Source organism: Pseudomonas sp. SbOxS1 (assembly GCF_013416725.1).
Lineage (GTDB): Bacteria > Pseudomonadota > Gammaproteobacteria > Pseudomonadales > Pseudomonadaceae > Aquipseudomonas.
This window is the reverse complement of the sequence record NZ_JAAVXC010000004.1, coordinates 120,047-134,008: the sequence shown is the minus strand read 5'-3', so window position 1 is coordinate 134,008 and position 13,962 is coordinate 120,047. Positions and strand designations below refer to the sequence as shown.

Below are 13,962 nucleotides of genomic sequence, written 5' to 3'. Positions count from 1 at the left end.
GCTGCAGAAAACTGTAGGAGCGAGGCTTGCCCGCGAAGAAGGCACCGCGGTTAATCAGGCAACCCGCGCCATCGTTCTTCGCGGGCAAGCCTCGCTCCTACAGGGTATTCTGGCGGTCCTGATATTGGACCTTTTTCCATGCTGGTAATTTCCAACAACGTGCATCTACCGGATGCCGAGATCGAGTTGACCGCCATTCGCGCCCAGGGGGCCGGTGGGCAGAATGTCAACAAGGTTTCCAGCGCCGTGCACCTGCGCTTCGACATTCCGGCCTCGTCCTTGCCCGAGTTCTACAAGGAGCGTCTGCTGGCGCTGCGCGACAGTCGCATCACCAGCGAAGGCGTGTTGATCATCAAGGCCCAGCAATACCGGACCCAGGAGCAGAACCGCGCCGATGCGCTGGAGCGTTTGATCGAGTTGATCCAGAGCGCCACCAAGGTCGAGAAGAAACGCCGGCCGACCAAGCCGACCCTCGGTTCGAAAACCCGTCGGCTCGAGTCCAAGAGCAAGCGCGGCAACATCAAGGCCGGGCGCGGCAAGGTGGATTTCTAGCGAGCGTCGCGCGTCTTGCGATGCTTTGGCGCTTGCCGATACAGGTAGAGGCAGAGCATCAAGCTGCAAAGCGCAGCAATGGCGGCAAACAGGAAGATCGACGCAAAGCCGAATCCCGCCGCCACCGCGCCGGCGACTGGCCCGGTGATCCCCAGCGACAAGTCGATGAACAGCGAGTAGGCCCCGACCGCCGCGCCGCGACTGGAGGCGGGTACCAGGTTGACCGCTTCGACACCCAGCGCTGGAAACACCAGGGAGAAACCGAAACCGCTCAAGGCAGCGCCCGCCAACGCCCAATGCGCGTCGGGTGCCAGCCACAGCAACAACAGGCCCAGGGTTTCCACCGACAGGCAGGCAATCGCCACGCGAAAGCCGCCGAGGCGATTGATCAGGTTGCCGAACAACAGGCGCGCACCGATGAAGCTCGCACCGAACAGGCTCAGGCACAACACGGCGTTGTCCCAGTGTTGGGTGGCGTAATACAAGGTGATGAAGGTGGCGATGGTGCCAAAGCCGATCGAGCCCAGCGCGAGGCCGCAACCGTGGGGCAGGACCCGACCGAGCACGTGCATGAACGGCAAGCGTTCACCGGCAACAATCGGCGCCGCGGTTTTCGGCCAGGCCAACAGCAGGCCAAGCACTGCCAGCAGCACAATGCTCACGCCCATGCTCCACAAGCCCAACTGTTTTACCAGCAGCACGCCCAAGGGGGCGCCCACGGCCAATGCGCCGTAACTGGCGATGCCGTTCCAGGAGATAACCTTGGCGGTGTTCGCCGCGCCAACCCGGCCGATGCCCCAGCCAATCGAACCGGAACCCACCAGGCTTTCGGCGCTGCCGAGCACCAGGCGACCGATCAGCAGGTTGATCAGGCTGAGCATCGGCAGGCTTTGGGTCCAGGCCGACAGCAACATGAACACGCCGCTCAAGCCACAGCCGGCCAGGCCATACATGACCGCCAGTTTGCTGCCCTTGTTGTCGATGATTTTCCCGGCGTAGGGGCGGCTGAGCAGGGTGGCGAGGTATTGCACGCTGATCACCAGCCCGGCGATCACGGCGCCAAAGCCCAGGTCGCTATGGACATAACCCGGCAGTACCGCCAATGGAATGCCGATATTGAGGTAGCCGATGAAGGTGAACAGGACGATGGAAACAACTTGCAGCGTGACCGCCAGGGGGCGCTGGTTTTCAGACATGGGTAAAGGTCCACGGGAAAGCAGGATTAGATAGGCTGCTTATGATAGCGGCGCGAGTGGCTGCTGGTCGTGGAAAAAGTAAAACTATTTGCCTGGCGGGATCGATCAGGGCTTGGCAGGCGCTACCAGTTGTGTGGTGACCAGGGCGGCCAGGGCATTTTCTTCGCTGCCGAAGCGGGCGAGCAGGGCGGCTTGCTTTTCGGGGGAGAGGCGATTCCAGATCTCGATCATTTTCTCGGCGGTGCCGATCAGGACGCTGGCTTGGGCTTCGGAAAATTCGTCGGTCATGGCGGGCTCACAGTTCAGGCGGTGTGGAAAGCGCATGTTAGCGCTTTCCACACAGTCTGTACGGCGGGTGTATCAGTCTTCGCTGTCAGCCTGGCGGCTGCCAGTGGCTTCTTTCGGCTCGGGCTGTTGGGCGCCGGCTTGCTGCGTGGTCGTCTGCTCAGGTACGTGCAGGCTTGGGAAGGGGAGATTAGGAATCTCGTGCATGGTCGCGCTCCTCGCTAAGTCTGTTGATAGATCTGGTAGATCCGCGCTTTCAAAAAAGCCTGGGCAGGATACAGCACGAGAAATGACAAACAGACTTTTATATCCATTTGTTTCGACGAATGGGGTTGTCTATACAAATCTGGAGGGGCGACAAAAACCAATGTGGGAGCGAGCCTGCTCGCGATGGTGTATCAGGCGCAATTGTTTCGACTGACACTCCATCGCGAGCAGGCTCGCTCCCACAGGGGGCTACAGCGTGCTTGAGGTTATTTGCAGACCTTGGCAATCGCCTCGGCCAACAGATCAAGACGCGTTGCATCTATCCCGGCAACGTTCGCCCGCCCCGAGCTGACCATGTACACACTGTGATGATCGCGCAGTTGCTTGACCTGCTCCGGTGACAAACCGGTGTAGGAAAACATCCCGCGCTGCACGCCAATGTGCGCAAAGCGCTCACGCAAACCGTAATCCTCCAGCGCTTCGAGCAAACCGCTGCGCAGTTGCGCGATGCGCAAGCGCATGGTGTCCACTTCGTCGGCCCAGAGGTTTTTCAGTTCCGGGTCGCCGAGGATGGTCGCCACCACGGCAGCGCCGTGATCCGGCGGCGTCGACCACAGATTGCGGGCGATGTTGGCCAGTTGGCTGCGGATGTCGGTCAGCTTGTCCGCGGATTTCGCGCAGACAATCAGCGCACCGGTGCGGTCGCGGTACAGGCCGAAGTTCTTCGAGCAGGAGCTGGTGATCAGGACTTCCGGCAACTCGGCGGCAAACAGTCGAGTCGACCACGCGTCCTGCTCCAGGCCGTCGCCGAAGCCCTGGTAGGCGAAATCGATCAGCGGCAGCAACTCGCGCCGACGCACCACCTCCAGCACCCGGCGCCAGTCGTCATGGGACAGATCGAAGCCGGTCGGGTTGTGGCAGCAGGCGTGCAGCAGCACCACGTCGCCCTTGGGGGCTTCGTTGAGCACGGCGAGCATCGCATCGACGTCCAGGTGGTTGTCGCTGCCCACGTACGGGTAATGGCTGACCTTGACCTTGGCCGCGGCGAAAATCGTTTCGTGGATCGGCCAGGTCGGGTTGCTCAGCCAGACGCCACGGCCCGGCAGGCACTGGGCGATGAAGTCCGCACTCAAGCGCAGCGCCCCGGTGCCGCCCGGGGTCTGGGTGGCGCCGGCGCGTTGTGAGCTGATCAGCTTCGAGTCGGCGCCGAGCACCAACTCGTTGATGACCTTGCCGAAGGCCGGGTCGCCATGCCCGCCGATGTAGGTCTTGGTGGTCTGGCGATCCACCAGTCGCGCCTCGGCGAGTTTCACGGCCTGGGGAATCGAGGTCAGGCCCTGGGCGTCTTTATAGACACCCACGCCCAAGTCGAATTTGCGCGGGTTGGGGTCCTGCGCATAGGCCTCCATCAGGCCGAGGATCGGGTCGCCGGGCACCCGGCCGATGGCGTCGAAATGCATTATTTGCGGCCCTCGGCGTCCTTGGCTACTTCGTCCGTACGCGCCGCCATGATGAAGTCATTGCGGTGCAGGCCCTTGATGGAGTGGCTCCACCAGGTCACGGTGACTTTGCCCCACTCGGTCAAAAGGCCTGGGTGATGGCCTTCGGCCTCGGAGATTTCACCGACGGCGTTGGTGAACGCCAGGGCGTGCTTGAAGTTCTTGAACAGGAAAACCTTTTCCAGCTGCATGATGCCGTCGCGAACTTCGATGTTCCAGTCGGGGATCTGCTTGATCAGGATCGGCAGTTCTTCGTCGCTGACTTGTGGGGCATCGGCGCGGCAGGCTTCGCAGTGGGCTTGGGTAAGTGCGGTCATGATGGGTTCCTGAAATCGTATTATTGGAATTCGGCCGTCAATGTCACCACGCTAAAGCAAAGCGTCGGTTCCGGACAGGCTCACTTGATTCTAAAAGCTGCGGTTCACGCGGCTTTTGGTTTTGGCGGAAATTTCGGCGCATGCAGACCCATCTGCATCGCTTGCTTGACCATGCCCATGATGTCTTCGTGGGCCAGGTCGAACAGGCGCTTGAGGTTGGGCAGCACGAAATACAGCGGTTGCAGGATGTCGATGCGGTAAGGCGTGCGCATGCACTCCAGCGGATTGAATGCCTGATGCTCAGGCTCATCCGACAGGCAATACACGGTTTCTTTCGGTGAAGACAGGATACCGCCACCGTAGATGCGCTGGCCTTGCGGGGTGTCGAGCAGGCCGAATTCGATGGTCATCCAGTACAGGCGCGCCAGGTACACGCGTTCTTCCTTGGAAGCCTGCAGGCCGAGCTTGCCGTAGGTGTGGGTGAATTCAGCGAACCAGGGGTTGGTCAGCAATGGGCAGTGGCCGAAGATTTCGTGGAAAATGTCCGGCTCTTGCAGGTAATCCAGCTCTTCGCGGGTACGAATGAAGGTAGCCACTGGAAACTGCTTGCTGGCGAGCAATTCAAAAAAGGTCTGGAAGGGAATCAGCGCCGGAACGCGGGCGACTTGCCAGCCGGTGGTTTCACCGAGGACCTTGTTGATCTCGCCCAGTTGCGGAATGCGGTCGTGGGGCAGACCGAGTTTTTCGATGCCGTCCAGGTATTCCTGGCACGCACGCCCTTCGATCACTTTCAGTTGGCGAGTGATCAGCGTGTTCCACACCGCGTGTTCTTCGGCGGTGTAGTCGATAAAACCTTGCGCATCGGGCTCACGAGCCACGTATTGCGTCTGCTTCATGCTGCTCTCCTGCTAGGGGATTCGTTCTTGTTATGTACTGCTATGGACCTAGAAATACCCCAACAATTGCATTCTTGCAGCCGGTGAAGCGCGACCTGCGCGGGAAAAGCGCGGCAAAATCGTAAAGTTTTCGTTACGTATGGGGAGTAATCGCGCAGATGTTGAGATTGGCGGGTGGGAAAAGCCCTTCAGCTGTCACATAATCTTGACGACTATCTGAGCGCCGAATCAGAAAAGTCGGGCGCTAACCCTGTGGGAGTCAGCCTGCTGGCGATAGCGGTGTGTCATTCGACGACGCCATCGCCAGCAGGCTGGCTCCCACAGGTCAATCATCGTTTATCAGGTCGTTCATATGCGTATCAAAGTCCACTGCCAGAACCGCATCGGCATCCTGCGCGACATTCTCAACCTGTTGGTCGAGTACGGCATCAACGTCGCCCGAGGCGAAGTGGGTGGTGAACATGGCAATGCCATTTACCTGCACTGCCCGAACCTCATCAATATTCAGTTCCAGGCGCTGCGCCCGAAATTCGAGGCGATTGCCGGGGTGTTCGGGGTCAAGCGCGTAGGGCTGATGCCCAGCGAACGGCGGCACATGGAGCTCAATGCGTTGCTCGGCGCACTGGAGTTTCCGGTGCTGTCGATCGATATGGGAGGCTCGATCGTCGCGGCCAATCGCGCGGCGGCGCAGTTGCTGGGCGTGCGGGTGGATGAAGTGCCGGGGATTCCCTTGTCGCGTTATGCCGAGGATTTCGACTTGCCGGAACTGGTGCGCGCCAACAAATCGCGGATCAACGGGCTGCGGGTCAAGGTCAAGGGCGATGTGTTCCTGGCCGACATTGCGCCACTGCAATCGGAGCATGACGACAGCGAAGCCATGGCCGGGGCGGTGCTGACCCTGCATCGCGCCGATCGGGTGGGCGAGCGCATCTATAACGTACGCAAGCAGGAGTTGCGCGGCTTCGACAGCATCTTCCAAAGCTCGAAGGTGATGGCGGCGGTGGTGCGCGAAGCCCGGCGCATGGCGCCGCTCGATGCACCGCTATTGATAGAAGGCGAAACCGGTACCGGTAAAGAGTTGTTGGCGCGCGCCTGCCACCTGGCCAGCCCGCGCGGGCAATCGCCGCTGATGGCGCTCAACTGCGCCGGCCTGCCGGAATCCATGGCCGAGACCGAGCTGTTCGGCTACGGCCCGGGTGCCTTCGAGGGGGCCCGGGCCGAGGGTAAGCTCGGGCTGCTGGAGTTGACGGCGGGCGGTACGCTGTTTCTCGATGGTGTCGGGGAAATGAGCCCGCGCCTGCAGGTGAAGCTGCTGCGCTTCCTGCAGGATGGCTGCTTCCGTCGCGTCGGCAGCGATGAGGAGGTTTACCTCGATGTGCGGGTGATCTGCGCGACCCAGGTCGACCTGTCCGAGCTCTGTGCCCGCGGGGAGTTTCGCCAGGACCTGTATCACCGTTTGAACGTGCTGTCGTTGCATATCCCGCCGCTGCGCGAATGCCTCGACGGCTTGACGCCGCTGGTGGAGCATTTTCTCGATCAGGCCAGCCGGCAGATCGGTTGCCCGCTGCCAAAACTTGCGCCAGCGGCCATGGACCGGCTCAGCCATTACCATTGGCCGGGCAACGTACGGCAGTTGGAAAACGTGCTGTTCCAGGCGGTTTCCCTGTGTGATGGCGGGACGGTCAAGGCCGAGCATATTCGCCTGCCGGATTATGGCGTGCGTCAGCCACTTGGCGATTTTTCCCTGGAGGGTGGGCTGGACGAGATTGTCGGGCGCTTTGAGAAAGCGGTGCTGGAGCGTTTGTATTCCGAGCATCCGAGCAGTCGGCAACTGGGCAAGCGACTGGGGGTTTCGCATACCACCATTGCCAACAAGTTGCGTGACTATGAGGTGGGCAAAAACCTTGATAACTGATCGTTCCCACGCTCTGCGTGGTAACGCCTCAATGGACGCTCTGCGTCCGCTCTTGGGACGCGGAGCGTCCCGGGCTGCATTCCCACGCAGAGCGTGGGAACGATCGACGGCAGCGACTGTTGCCGCGAAGCGGCATGACACCGCCGGTTTTTCGTCTCTGACACAATCCCCCAATCCCCTGTAAATCCCTTCAAGTCCTGTATTTGCCGGGCCTCGCGCCGCCAAAAACAACTTGGTCTGCAAATTGCTTATGCCACGTCAGTACAGCATCGGGCGGCAAACGTCCGGCAGGCAGAGGAAAGCGTGTGGACAAGTACCTTTATGTGGCAATGACCGGTGCCAGCCAGAACGCACTGGCGCAAAAGGCTCATGCCAACAACCTGGCGAACATCTCTACCAACGGTTTCCAGAAAGACCTGGAGCAGGCGCGCTCGATGCCGGTGTTCGGCGACAGCTTTCCGGCGCGTGCGTTTGCCCTGTCCGAACGCCCGGCCACCGACTTCTCCCCGGGCTCGCTGGTAGAAACCGGCCGCGACCTCGACGTCGCCGTGCAAGGCAACGGCTGGCTGGCGGTGCAGAACCCTGATGGCGGCGAAAGCTATGTGCGTACCGGCAGCCTGGTGGTGGACGCCCTAGGCGTGCTGCGGGCTGGCAACGGCATGCCGGTGATCGGCAATGGCGGACCGATTGCCGTGCCGCCCGAGCAGCAGATCGAAGTGGGCGAGGACGGCACCATCAGCATCCGCGCGATGGGCGAAGGCCCTCGCGTCATGGCGGAAGTCGACCGCATCAAGCTGGTCAACCCGGACATCAAGAACATGACCAAGGGCCTGGACGGTTCGATCCACACCAAGGACGGCCAGCCTGCGCAAGCCGATGCCAACGTCAAGCTGGTGTCCGGTTTCCTCGAGTCGAGCAACGTCAATGCGGTGGACGAGATGACTCAGGTGCTGGCCCTGTCGAAGCAGTTCGAACTGCACATCAAGATGATGAATACCGCCAAAGAAGACGACCAGGCCATGGCTCGGGTCTTGCAGATCAGCTAATTACCAGAACGTCGCGCCGTAAAACAGGCGCACGAGGAGAATTGAATGCTTCCGGCTCTATGGGTTGCCAAAACCGGTCTGTCCGCCCAGGACACCAACCTGACCACCATTTCCAACAACCTGGCCAACGTGTCGACCACGGGTTTCAAGCGTGACCGCGCCGAGTTCCAGGACCTGCTCTACCAGATCAAGCGTCAGCCAGGTGCCCAGTCGACCCAGGACAGCGAACTGCCGTCGGGCCTGCAACTGGGTACCGGTGTGCGTATTGTCGGCACCCAGAAAAACTTCAACGCCGGCAGCCTGCAAACCACCGAGCAACCCCTGGACATGGCCATCGACGGTCGTGGCTTCTTCCAGATCCTGCAACCGGACGGCACCACGTCCTACACCCGTGACGGTACCTTCCACCTGGACTCCAACGGCCAGATCGTCAACGCCAGTGGCTTTGCCCTGGAACCGGCGATCGTGATTCCGAACGACGCCCAGACCTTCACCGTGGGCAAGGACGGCACCGTGTCCATCACCGTCGCCGGCAACCCGGCCTCCCAGGTGATCGGCAACCTGCAGACCGCCGACTTCATCAACCCGGCCGGCTTGCAGGCCGTGGGCAACAACCTGTTCCTGGAAACCGCCGCCAGTGGCGCGCCGCAAGTCGGCACGCCGGGCCTGGCCGGTTTCGGCACCACGCTGCAGAACACCCTGGAAACTTCCAACGTAAGCACCGTTGAAGAGATGGTCAACATGATCACCACGCAGCGCGCCTACGAGATGAACTCCAAGGTGATCTCCACCGCCGACCAGATGCTCTCGTTCGTAACGCAGAATCTGTAATCAAGTCTATGGGGCGGCCACGCGGTCGCCTGCAACACCGTGAGGTAGGGTCATGAATCGCTTCGTCTCTGTTCTGGCATTGAGTGGGATTGCTGCTCTCGCTGCGCTCGCAGGCTGTGTGCCTGTGACGCCCAAGCCCAATGACCCTTACTACGCCCCGGTGTTGCCGCGCACGCCGTTGCCGGCTGCGGCCAACAACGGCTCGATCTACCAGGCCGGTTTCGAGCAGAACCTGTACAGCGACCGCAAGGCGTTCCGGGTGGGTGACATCATCACCATCACCCTGAACGAGAAAACCCAGGCCAGCAAGAACGCCAACTCGCAAATTGGCAAGAACAGCAAGACCGGCATCGGCCTGACCTCGCTGTTCGGTAGCAGCGCCACCACCAACAACCCGTTTGGCAGCAACGACCTGAGCCTGAGCGCCAGCTATGAAGGCGACCGCGCGACCAAGGGCGACAGCAAGGCCGGGCAGGGCAACAGCCTGACCGGTTCGATCACCGTGACGGTGGCGGACGTCTTGCCCAATGGCATCATCGCCGTGCGCGGCGAGAAATGGCTGACGCTCAATACCGGCGACGAACTGGTGCGGATTGCCGGCTTGGTCCGGGCGGACGATATCTCCACCGACAACACCGTGTCGTCGACCCGCGTCGCCGATGCGCGCATCACCTACTCGGGCACCGGTTCCTTTGCCGATGCGAGTCAGCCGGGCTGGTTCGACCGTTTCTTCCTCAGCCCGCTGTTCCCTTTCTAGGTGGTCGCGTTGAATTTCAGAAATCTCTTCGTTGCTGCCCTGATGCTGTCAGCAGCCTTCAACGCTCAAGCCGAGCGCCTGAAGGACATCGCCAGCATTTCCGGCGTGCGCTCCAACCAATTGATCGGCTACGGCCTGGTGGTCGGGCTTAACGGCACGGGCGACCAGACGACGCAAACTCCGTTCACCCTGCAGACCTTCAACAACATGCTCTCGCAGTTCGGCATCAAGGTGCCGCCGGGTTCGGGCAACGTGCAGTTGAAGAACGTCGCGGCGGTCTCGATCAGTGCTGACTTGCCAGCGTTCGCCAAGCCGGGGCAGCAGGTCGACATCACCGTTTCATCCATCGGTAACTCCAAGAGCCTGCGCGGCGGCACCTTGCTGCTGACGCCGCTCAAGGGTATCGACGGCAACGTCTACGCCGTGGCCCAGGGCAACCTGGTGGTCGGCGGTTTCGATGCCGAAGGTCGCGATGGTTCGAAGATCACGGTCAACGTGCCATCGGCCGGCCGCATCCCGGGCGGTGCCTCGGTCGAGCGAGCGGTGCCGAGCGGTTTCAACCAGGGCAACAGCCTGACCCTGAACCTCAACCGTTCCGACTTCACCACGGCCAAGCGCATCGTCGACAAGATCAACGACATGCTCGGCCCAGGCGTGGCCCAGGCCATCGACGGCGGGTCGGTGCGCGTCACGGCGCCGCTGGATCCGAGCCAGCGTGTCGATTACCTGTCGATCCTGGAAAACCTCGAGATCGATCCGGGGCAGGCGGTGGCCAAGGTCATCATCAACTCGCGCACCGGCACCATCGTGATCGGCCAGAACGTCAAGGTTTCCCCGGCCGCCGTCACCCACGGCAGCCTGACCGTGACCATTACCGAAGACCCTATCGTCAGCCAGCCAGGCCCTCTGTCCAATGGCCAGACGGCGGTCGTGCCGCGCTCGCGGGTGAACGCCGAGCAGGAAGCCAAGCCGATGTTCAAGTTCGGCCCGGGCACCACCCTCGACGAAATCGTGCGTGCGGTGAACCAGGTCGGCGCGGCACCGGGCGACCTGATGGCGATTCTTGAAGCGCTGAAACAGGCTGGCGCCTTGCAAGCCGACCTGATCGTGATCTGAGGACGGCGACCATGGACATGTTCAAGAGCGGTCGGGTCAGCAGTAGCGATTCCGGTGCGTTTTCCGACCTGAACCGGCTGAACCAGCTCAAGGTCGGCGACAAGAACAGCGACGCCAACATGCGCAAGGTGGCGCAGGAATTCGAGTCGCTGTTCCTTGGCGAGATGCTCAAGTCGATGCGTTCGGCCACCGAGTCCCTGGGCAAGGACAATCCGATGAACACCGCGGAGGCCAAGCAGTACCAGGAAATGTACGACCAGCAACTGGCGGTTTCCATGTCCCGCGAGGGCGGCGGTATTGGCCTGGCGGACGTGCTGATGCGCCAGATGTCGAAGAACAAGCCGCTGGCGCCGGGTGAGGCGGCAACGTTGTCCGCCGCCAAGCAGGAGGCCGCCAAAGCCGCTGCGCAAACCCCGGTGGCCGCCGGCACAACGGCGCTCTTCGGGCCGCTGTCGCGGGTCAATGGCGAACGCCCATTGTGGGCTTCGCGCTCGGTCAGTGCGCCGACAGGCGAGGGCGCGCATCGCAATGACATGGCGCTGATCAATCAGCGACGCCTGGCCTTGCCGCCGAAGCTGGCCGACCGCCTGCTCGCGGGTCTGGTGCCTTCCGCCACGTCGAACAATGCTGGCGCGGTCAACAAGGCGCCATTGCCCGAACGCGTCGCGAGCAACGGTTCTGGACCCTTGTACAACGGCGACTGGCTGGCCAATGCCCAGGCAGCGCAAAGCGGATCCCTGCAGATTCACGGTCGCGCCATCGCGCAGATCCCGTTGGCGCCGGCGAAAAAAGCCTTCGGCAGCGCCGACGAATTCGTCAATACCATGCTGCCGATGGCCAAGGAAGCGGCCGATCGCATTGGCGTCGATCCGCGCTACCTGGTGGCCCAGGCCGCCCTGGAAACCGGTTGGGGCAAATCGGTCATGCGCGCCCAGGACGGCAGCAGCAGTCACAACCTGTTCGGCATCAAGGCCGGCAGCAGTTGGAAGGGTGATTCGGCGCGGGCGATCACCAGCGAATTCAGGAATGGCGAGATGGTCAAGGAGACGGCCGAGTTCCGTTCCTACGACTCCTACAAGGACAGCTTCCATGACCTTGTCACGCTGCTGCAAACCAATAATCGCTATCAAGATGTAGTGAAGTCGGCCGATAACCCGGAACAGTTTGTGCGCGAGCTGCAAAAGGCCGGTTACGCAACCGACCCGGCTTACGCCAGCAAGATTTCGCAGATAGCCAGGCAGATGACGAGTTATCAGAACTACGCTGCGGCGGGCGTTTCCACAACGCCTTTATAGACATAAGGGTCTGAACCATGAGTTTGCTCAACATCGGAATGTCGGGGCTCAATGCCAGCCAGGTTTCACTGGCGACCGTCGGCAACAACATTGCCAATGCCAACACGGCCGGCTATTCACGTCAGCAGACCACTCAGGTGAGCAACGCGTCGAACCTGTATGGCGGCGTGTTCATCGGCAGCGGTACAACCCTGGCCGATGTGCGTCGGGTCTATAACGCCTACCTCGATAACCAGTTGCAGACCTCCACATCACTGAGCAGTGATGCCAACGCCTACCTCGATCAGGTGAACCCGCTCGACAAGCTCTTCTCCGACAAGAACACGGGGATCAGTGCGGTGTTGAGCAGCTTCTTCACTTCGGTCCAGACGGCCGCCGGTACACCGAGCGACACGGCCGCCCGGCAGCTGCTGCTGACCAATGCGCAAACCCTGAGTAATCGCTTCAACGCCCTGGCGTCACAGATGACGCAACAGAACGAAGGGATCAACAGCCAGTTGACGACCTTGACCGGACAGGTCAACCAGCTGACGGCGTCGATCGCTTCGTTGAACCAGCAGATCGCCCAGGCCAGCACTTCTTCCGGCAGTGGCCCGAGCAACTTGCTCGATGCGCGCAATGAAGCGGTGCGCTCGCTCAACGAGTTGGTGGGAGTCACGGTCCAGGATCAGAACGGCAGTTACAACGTCTCCCTGGGGAACGGCCAGCCCCTGGTGCTGGGCAACACGTCCAACACCCTTTCGACCGCCCGCACCGGCATCGACAAAAGCCAGCTGAATATTCAGCTCAACTCGCCGTCTAAAACCAGTGACGTCACCTCGGTCATCAGCGGCGGCAAGATTGGCGGCCTGCTGCGTTATCGTGACGATGTGCTGGTGCCGGCGCAGAACGACCTGGGCCGAACTGCCCTGGTGATGGCTGACAAGATCAATAGCCAATTGGGCCAAGGGCTCGACGCCAATGGCGAGTTTGGTGCTTCGCTGTTCTCCAACATCAACAGCGCCACCGCGATCAGCCAGCGTAGCCTGGGGTCGTCGAACAACAGTACCGGTTCGGGCAACCTGGATGTCACGATCACCAATTCCAGCGCACTGACCACCTTCGATTATTCGGTCACCTTTACCGCGGCCGACAAGTACACGGTCAAGCGTTCCGACGGCAAGGACATGGGCTCTTTCGACCTGTCCCCGGCAGCAGAAATCGATGGTTTCAAGCTGGACCTGAACGGTGGTGGTCTCAGTGCGGGTGATTCGTTCAAGGTGACGCCGACTCGCAACGCCGCGAGTTCCATCAAGACCCAGATGACCGACTCGAACAAGCTCGCGTTTGCCGGCCCTCTGGTTGCCACCGGCAGCACGAGCAATGGCGGCACCGGCGCATTGACCCCGCCGGTGCTGTCCACCCCGTTGGATATCTATGGCGGTGCCGATCTGGCCGCGCTGCAGGCAGGCATCAAGGACTCGATGCCAGTGACCCTGGCCTTCAAGGATGCGGCGGGTGGCAGTCAAGCCTACGAAGTGTTCAACGCGAAAGGGCAGAGCATCGGCACGGGCACCATCGTGCCTGGCCAAAGCAATGACCTGACCATCAATGTGCCGATGCTTGATGCCTCAGGTGCTCCGATCCCCGGCCAGTCGTTCTCGTTCAACACCACGGTCAGTGGCTCGCCGTCGAAGAATGACAAGTACGAAATCGCGTTCAACGCGGACGGCAAGAAAGACAATAGCAACGCCAATCAGTTGTTGGCTTTGCAAACCAAGGCAACGGTGGGTGTGACGGGCGGCAACGCCGGGATGAGCATGACCACCGCCTACAGCCGCCTGGTCGAACAGGTGGGCGCAAAGGCCAGCCAGGCCCTGGGTGACAGCACCGCCAGTGGCGCGATCCTGTCCCGGGCCAAATCCGAGGTCGCGTCGGTGTCCCAGGTCAACCTGGACGACGAAGCCGCCGACCTTCTCAAGTTCCAGCAGTACTACACCGCGTCGTCGCAGATTATCAAGGCCGCGCAAGAAACGTTCAGCACGCTGATCAACAGTCTTTAAGGGAGTCT

The 13,962-nt window shown here is 61.3% G+C and carries 14 protein-coding genes; 8 read left to right on the top strand and 6 right to left on the bottom strand.

Features of this window, described 5'->3' with window-relative positions; all coding sequences use genetic code 11:
- The first annotated feature begins 138 nt into the window (after positions 1 to 138).
- The gene (gene arfB, locus HFK74_RS06845; RefSeq protein ID WP_180202868.1) at positions 139 to 552 is read left to right on the top strand and encodes an alternative ribosome rescue aminoacyl-tRNA hydrolase ArfB; all 414 of its coding nucleotides are present in this window, start codon (positions 139 to 141) and stop codon (positions 550 to 552) included.
- On the opposite strand, the gene HFK74_RS06840 is transcribed toward arfB, so the two are convergent.
- From HFK74_RS06840 to phhA, 6 genes are all read right to left on the bottom strand, one after another.
- A complete protein-coding gene (locus HFK74_RS06840) occupies positions 549 to 1,748 on the bottom strand; it encodes an MFS transporter (protein ID WP_180202867.1) in 1,200 nt (399 codons plus the stop codon). The two genes, arfB and HFK74_RS06840, sit on opposite strands and share 4 nt — an antisense overlap.
- Positions 1,749 to 1,853: 105 nt before the next feature.
- On the bottom strand, positions 1,854 to 2,036 hold the full coding sequence (locus HFK74_RS06835) for a hypothetical protein (protein ID WP_020796929.1): 183 nt from the start codon (positions 2,034 to 2,036) through the stop codon (positions 1,854 to 1,856).
- 72 nt (positions 2,037 to 2,108) lie between these two features.
- Positions 2,109 to 2,240, bottom strand: a complete 132-nt coding sequence (locus HFK74_RS33070; RefSeq protein WP_007984112.1) for a hypothetical protein — start codon at positions 2,238 to 2,240, stop codon at positions 2,109 to 2,111.
- Between the two features lie 266 nt (positions 2,241 to 2,506).
- Positions 2,507 to 3,703, bottom strand: a complete 1,197-nt coding sequence (locus tag HFK74_RS06830) for an amino acid aminotransferase (protein WP_180203303.1) — start codon at positions 3,701 to 3,703, stop codon at positions 2,507 to 2,509.
- Entirely contained in the window at positions 3,700 to 4,056 is a 357-nt protein-coding gene (locus HFK74_RS06825) for a 4a-hydroxytetrahydrobiopterin dehydratase (protein WP_008055502.1), read from the bottom strand. The genes HFK74_RS06830 and HFK74_RS06825 overlap by 4 nt, the downstream gene beginning before the upstream one ends.
- Before the next feature lie 104 nt (positions 4,057 to 4,160).
- The gene (phhA, locus tag HFK74_RS06820; RefSeq protein WP_180202866.1) at positions 4,161 to 4,952 is read right to left on the bottom strand and encodes a phenylalanine 4-monooxygenase; all 792 of its coding nucleotides are present in this window, start codon (positions 4,950 to 4,952) and stop codon (positions 4,161 to 4,163) included.
- 352 nt (positions 4,953 to 5,304) lie between these two features.
- On the opposite strand from phhA, the gene HFK74_RS06815 reads away from it, so the two are divergent.
- The 7 genes from HFK74_RS06815 to flgK all read left to right on the top strand — a co-directional run bounded on the left by HFK74_RS06815 (position 5,305) and on the right by flgK (position 13,954).
- Positions 5,305 to 6,867 (top strand): sigma-54-dependent transcriptional regulator, encoded by a 1,563-nt coding sequence (locus HFK74_RS06815; protein ID WP_180202865.1) that lies wholly within the window; start codon positions 5,305 to 5,307, stop codon positions 6,865 to 6,867.
- A 305-nt stretch (positions 6,868 to 7,172) separates the two neighbouring features.
- Entirely contained in the window at positions 7,173 to 7,913 is a 741-nt protein-coding gene (locus tag HFK74_RS06810) for a flagellar basal body rod protein FlgF (RefSeq protein WP_180202864.1), read from the top strand.
- Between the two features lie 45 nt (positions 7,914 to 7,958).
- Positions 7,959 to 8,744: a flagellar basal-body rod protein FlgG gene (gene flgG / locus HFK74_RS06805; protein ID WP_008055493.1), complete on the top strand. Its 786-nt coding sequence runs from the start codon at positions 7,959 to 7,961 to the stop codon at positions 8,742 to 8,744.
- A gap of 52 nt (positions 8,745 to 8,796) precedes the next feature.
- Positions 8,797 to 9,501, top strand: a complete 705-nt coding sequence (gene flgH, locus HFK74_RS06800) for a flagellar basal body L-ring protein FlgH (protein WP_180202863.1) — start codon at positions 8,797 to 8,799, stop codon at positions 9,499 to 9,501.
- 42 nt (positions 9,502 to 9,543) lie between these two features.
- A complete protein-coding gene (locus HFK74_RS06795) occupies positions 9,544 to 10,617 on the top strand; it encodes a flagellar basal body P-ring protein FlgI (protein WP_180203302.1) in 1,074 nt (357 codons plus the stop codon).
- 11 nt (positions 10,618 to 10,628) lie between these two features.
- Positions 10,629 to 11,912, top strand: coding sequence for a flagellar assembly peptidoglycan hydrolase FlgJ (flgJ, locus tag HFK74_RS06790; protein ID WP_180202862.1), 1,284 nt, complete (start codon positions 10,629 to 10,631; stop codon positions 11,910 to 11,912).
- Positions 11,913 to 11,929: 17 nt separating this feature from the next.
- The gene (flgK, locus tag HFK74_RS06785) at positions 11,930 to 13,954 is read left to right on the top strand and encodes a flagellar hook-associated protein FlgK (protein WP_180202861.1); all 2,025 of its coding nucleotides are present in this window, start codon (positions 11,930 to 11,932) and stop codon (positions 13,952 to 13,954) included.
- Positions 13,955 to 13,962: the final 8 nt, after the last annotated feature.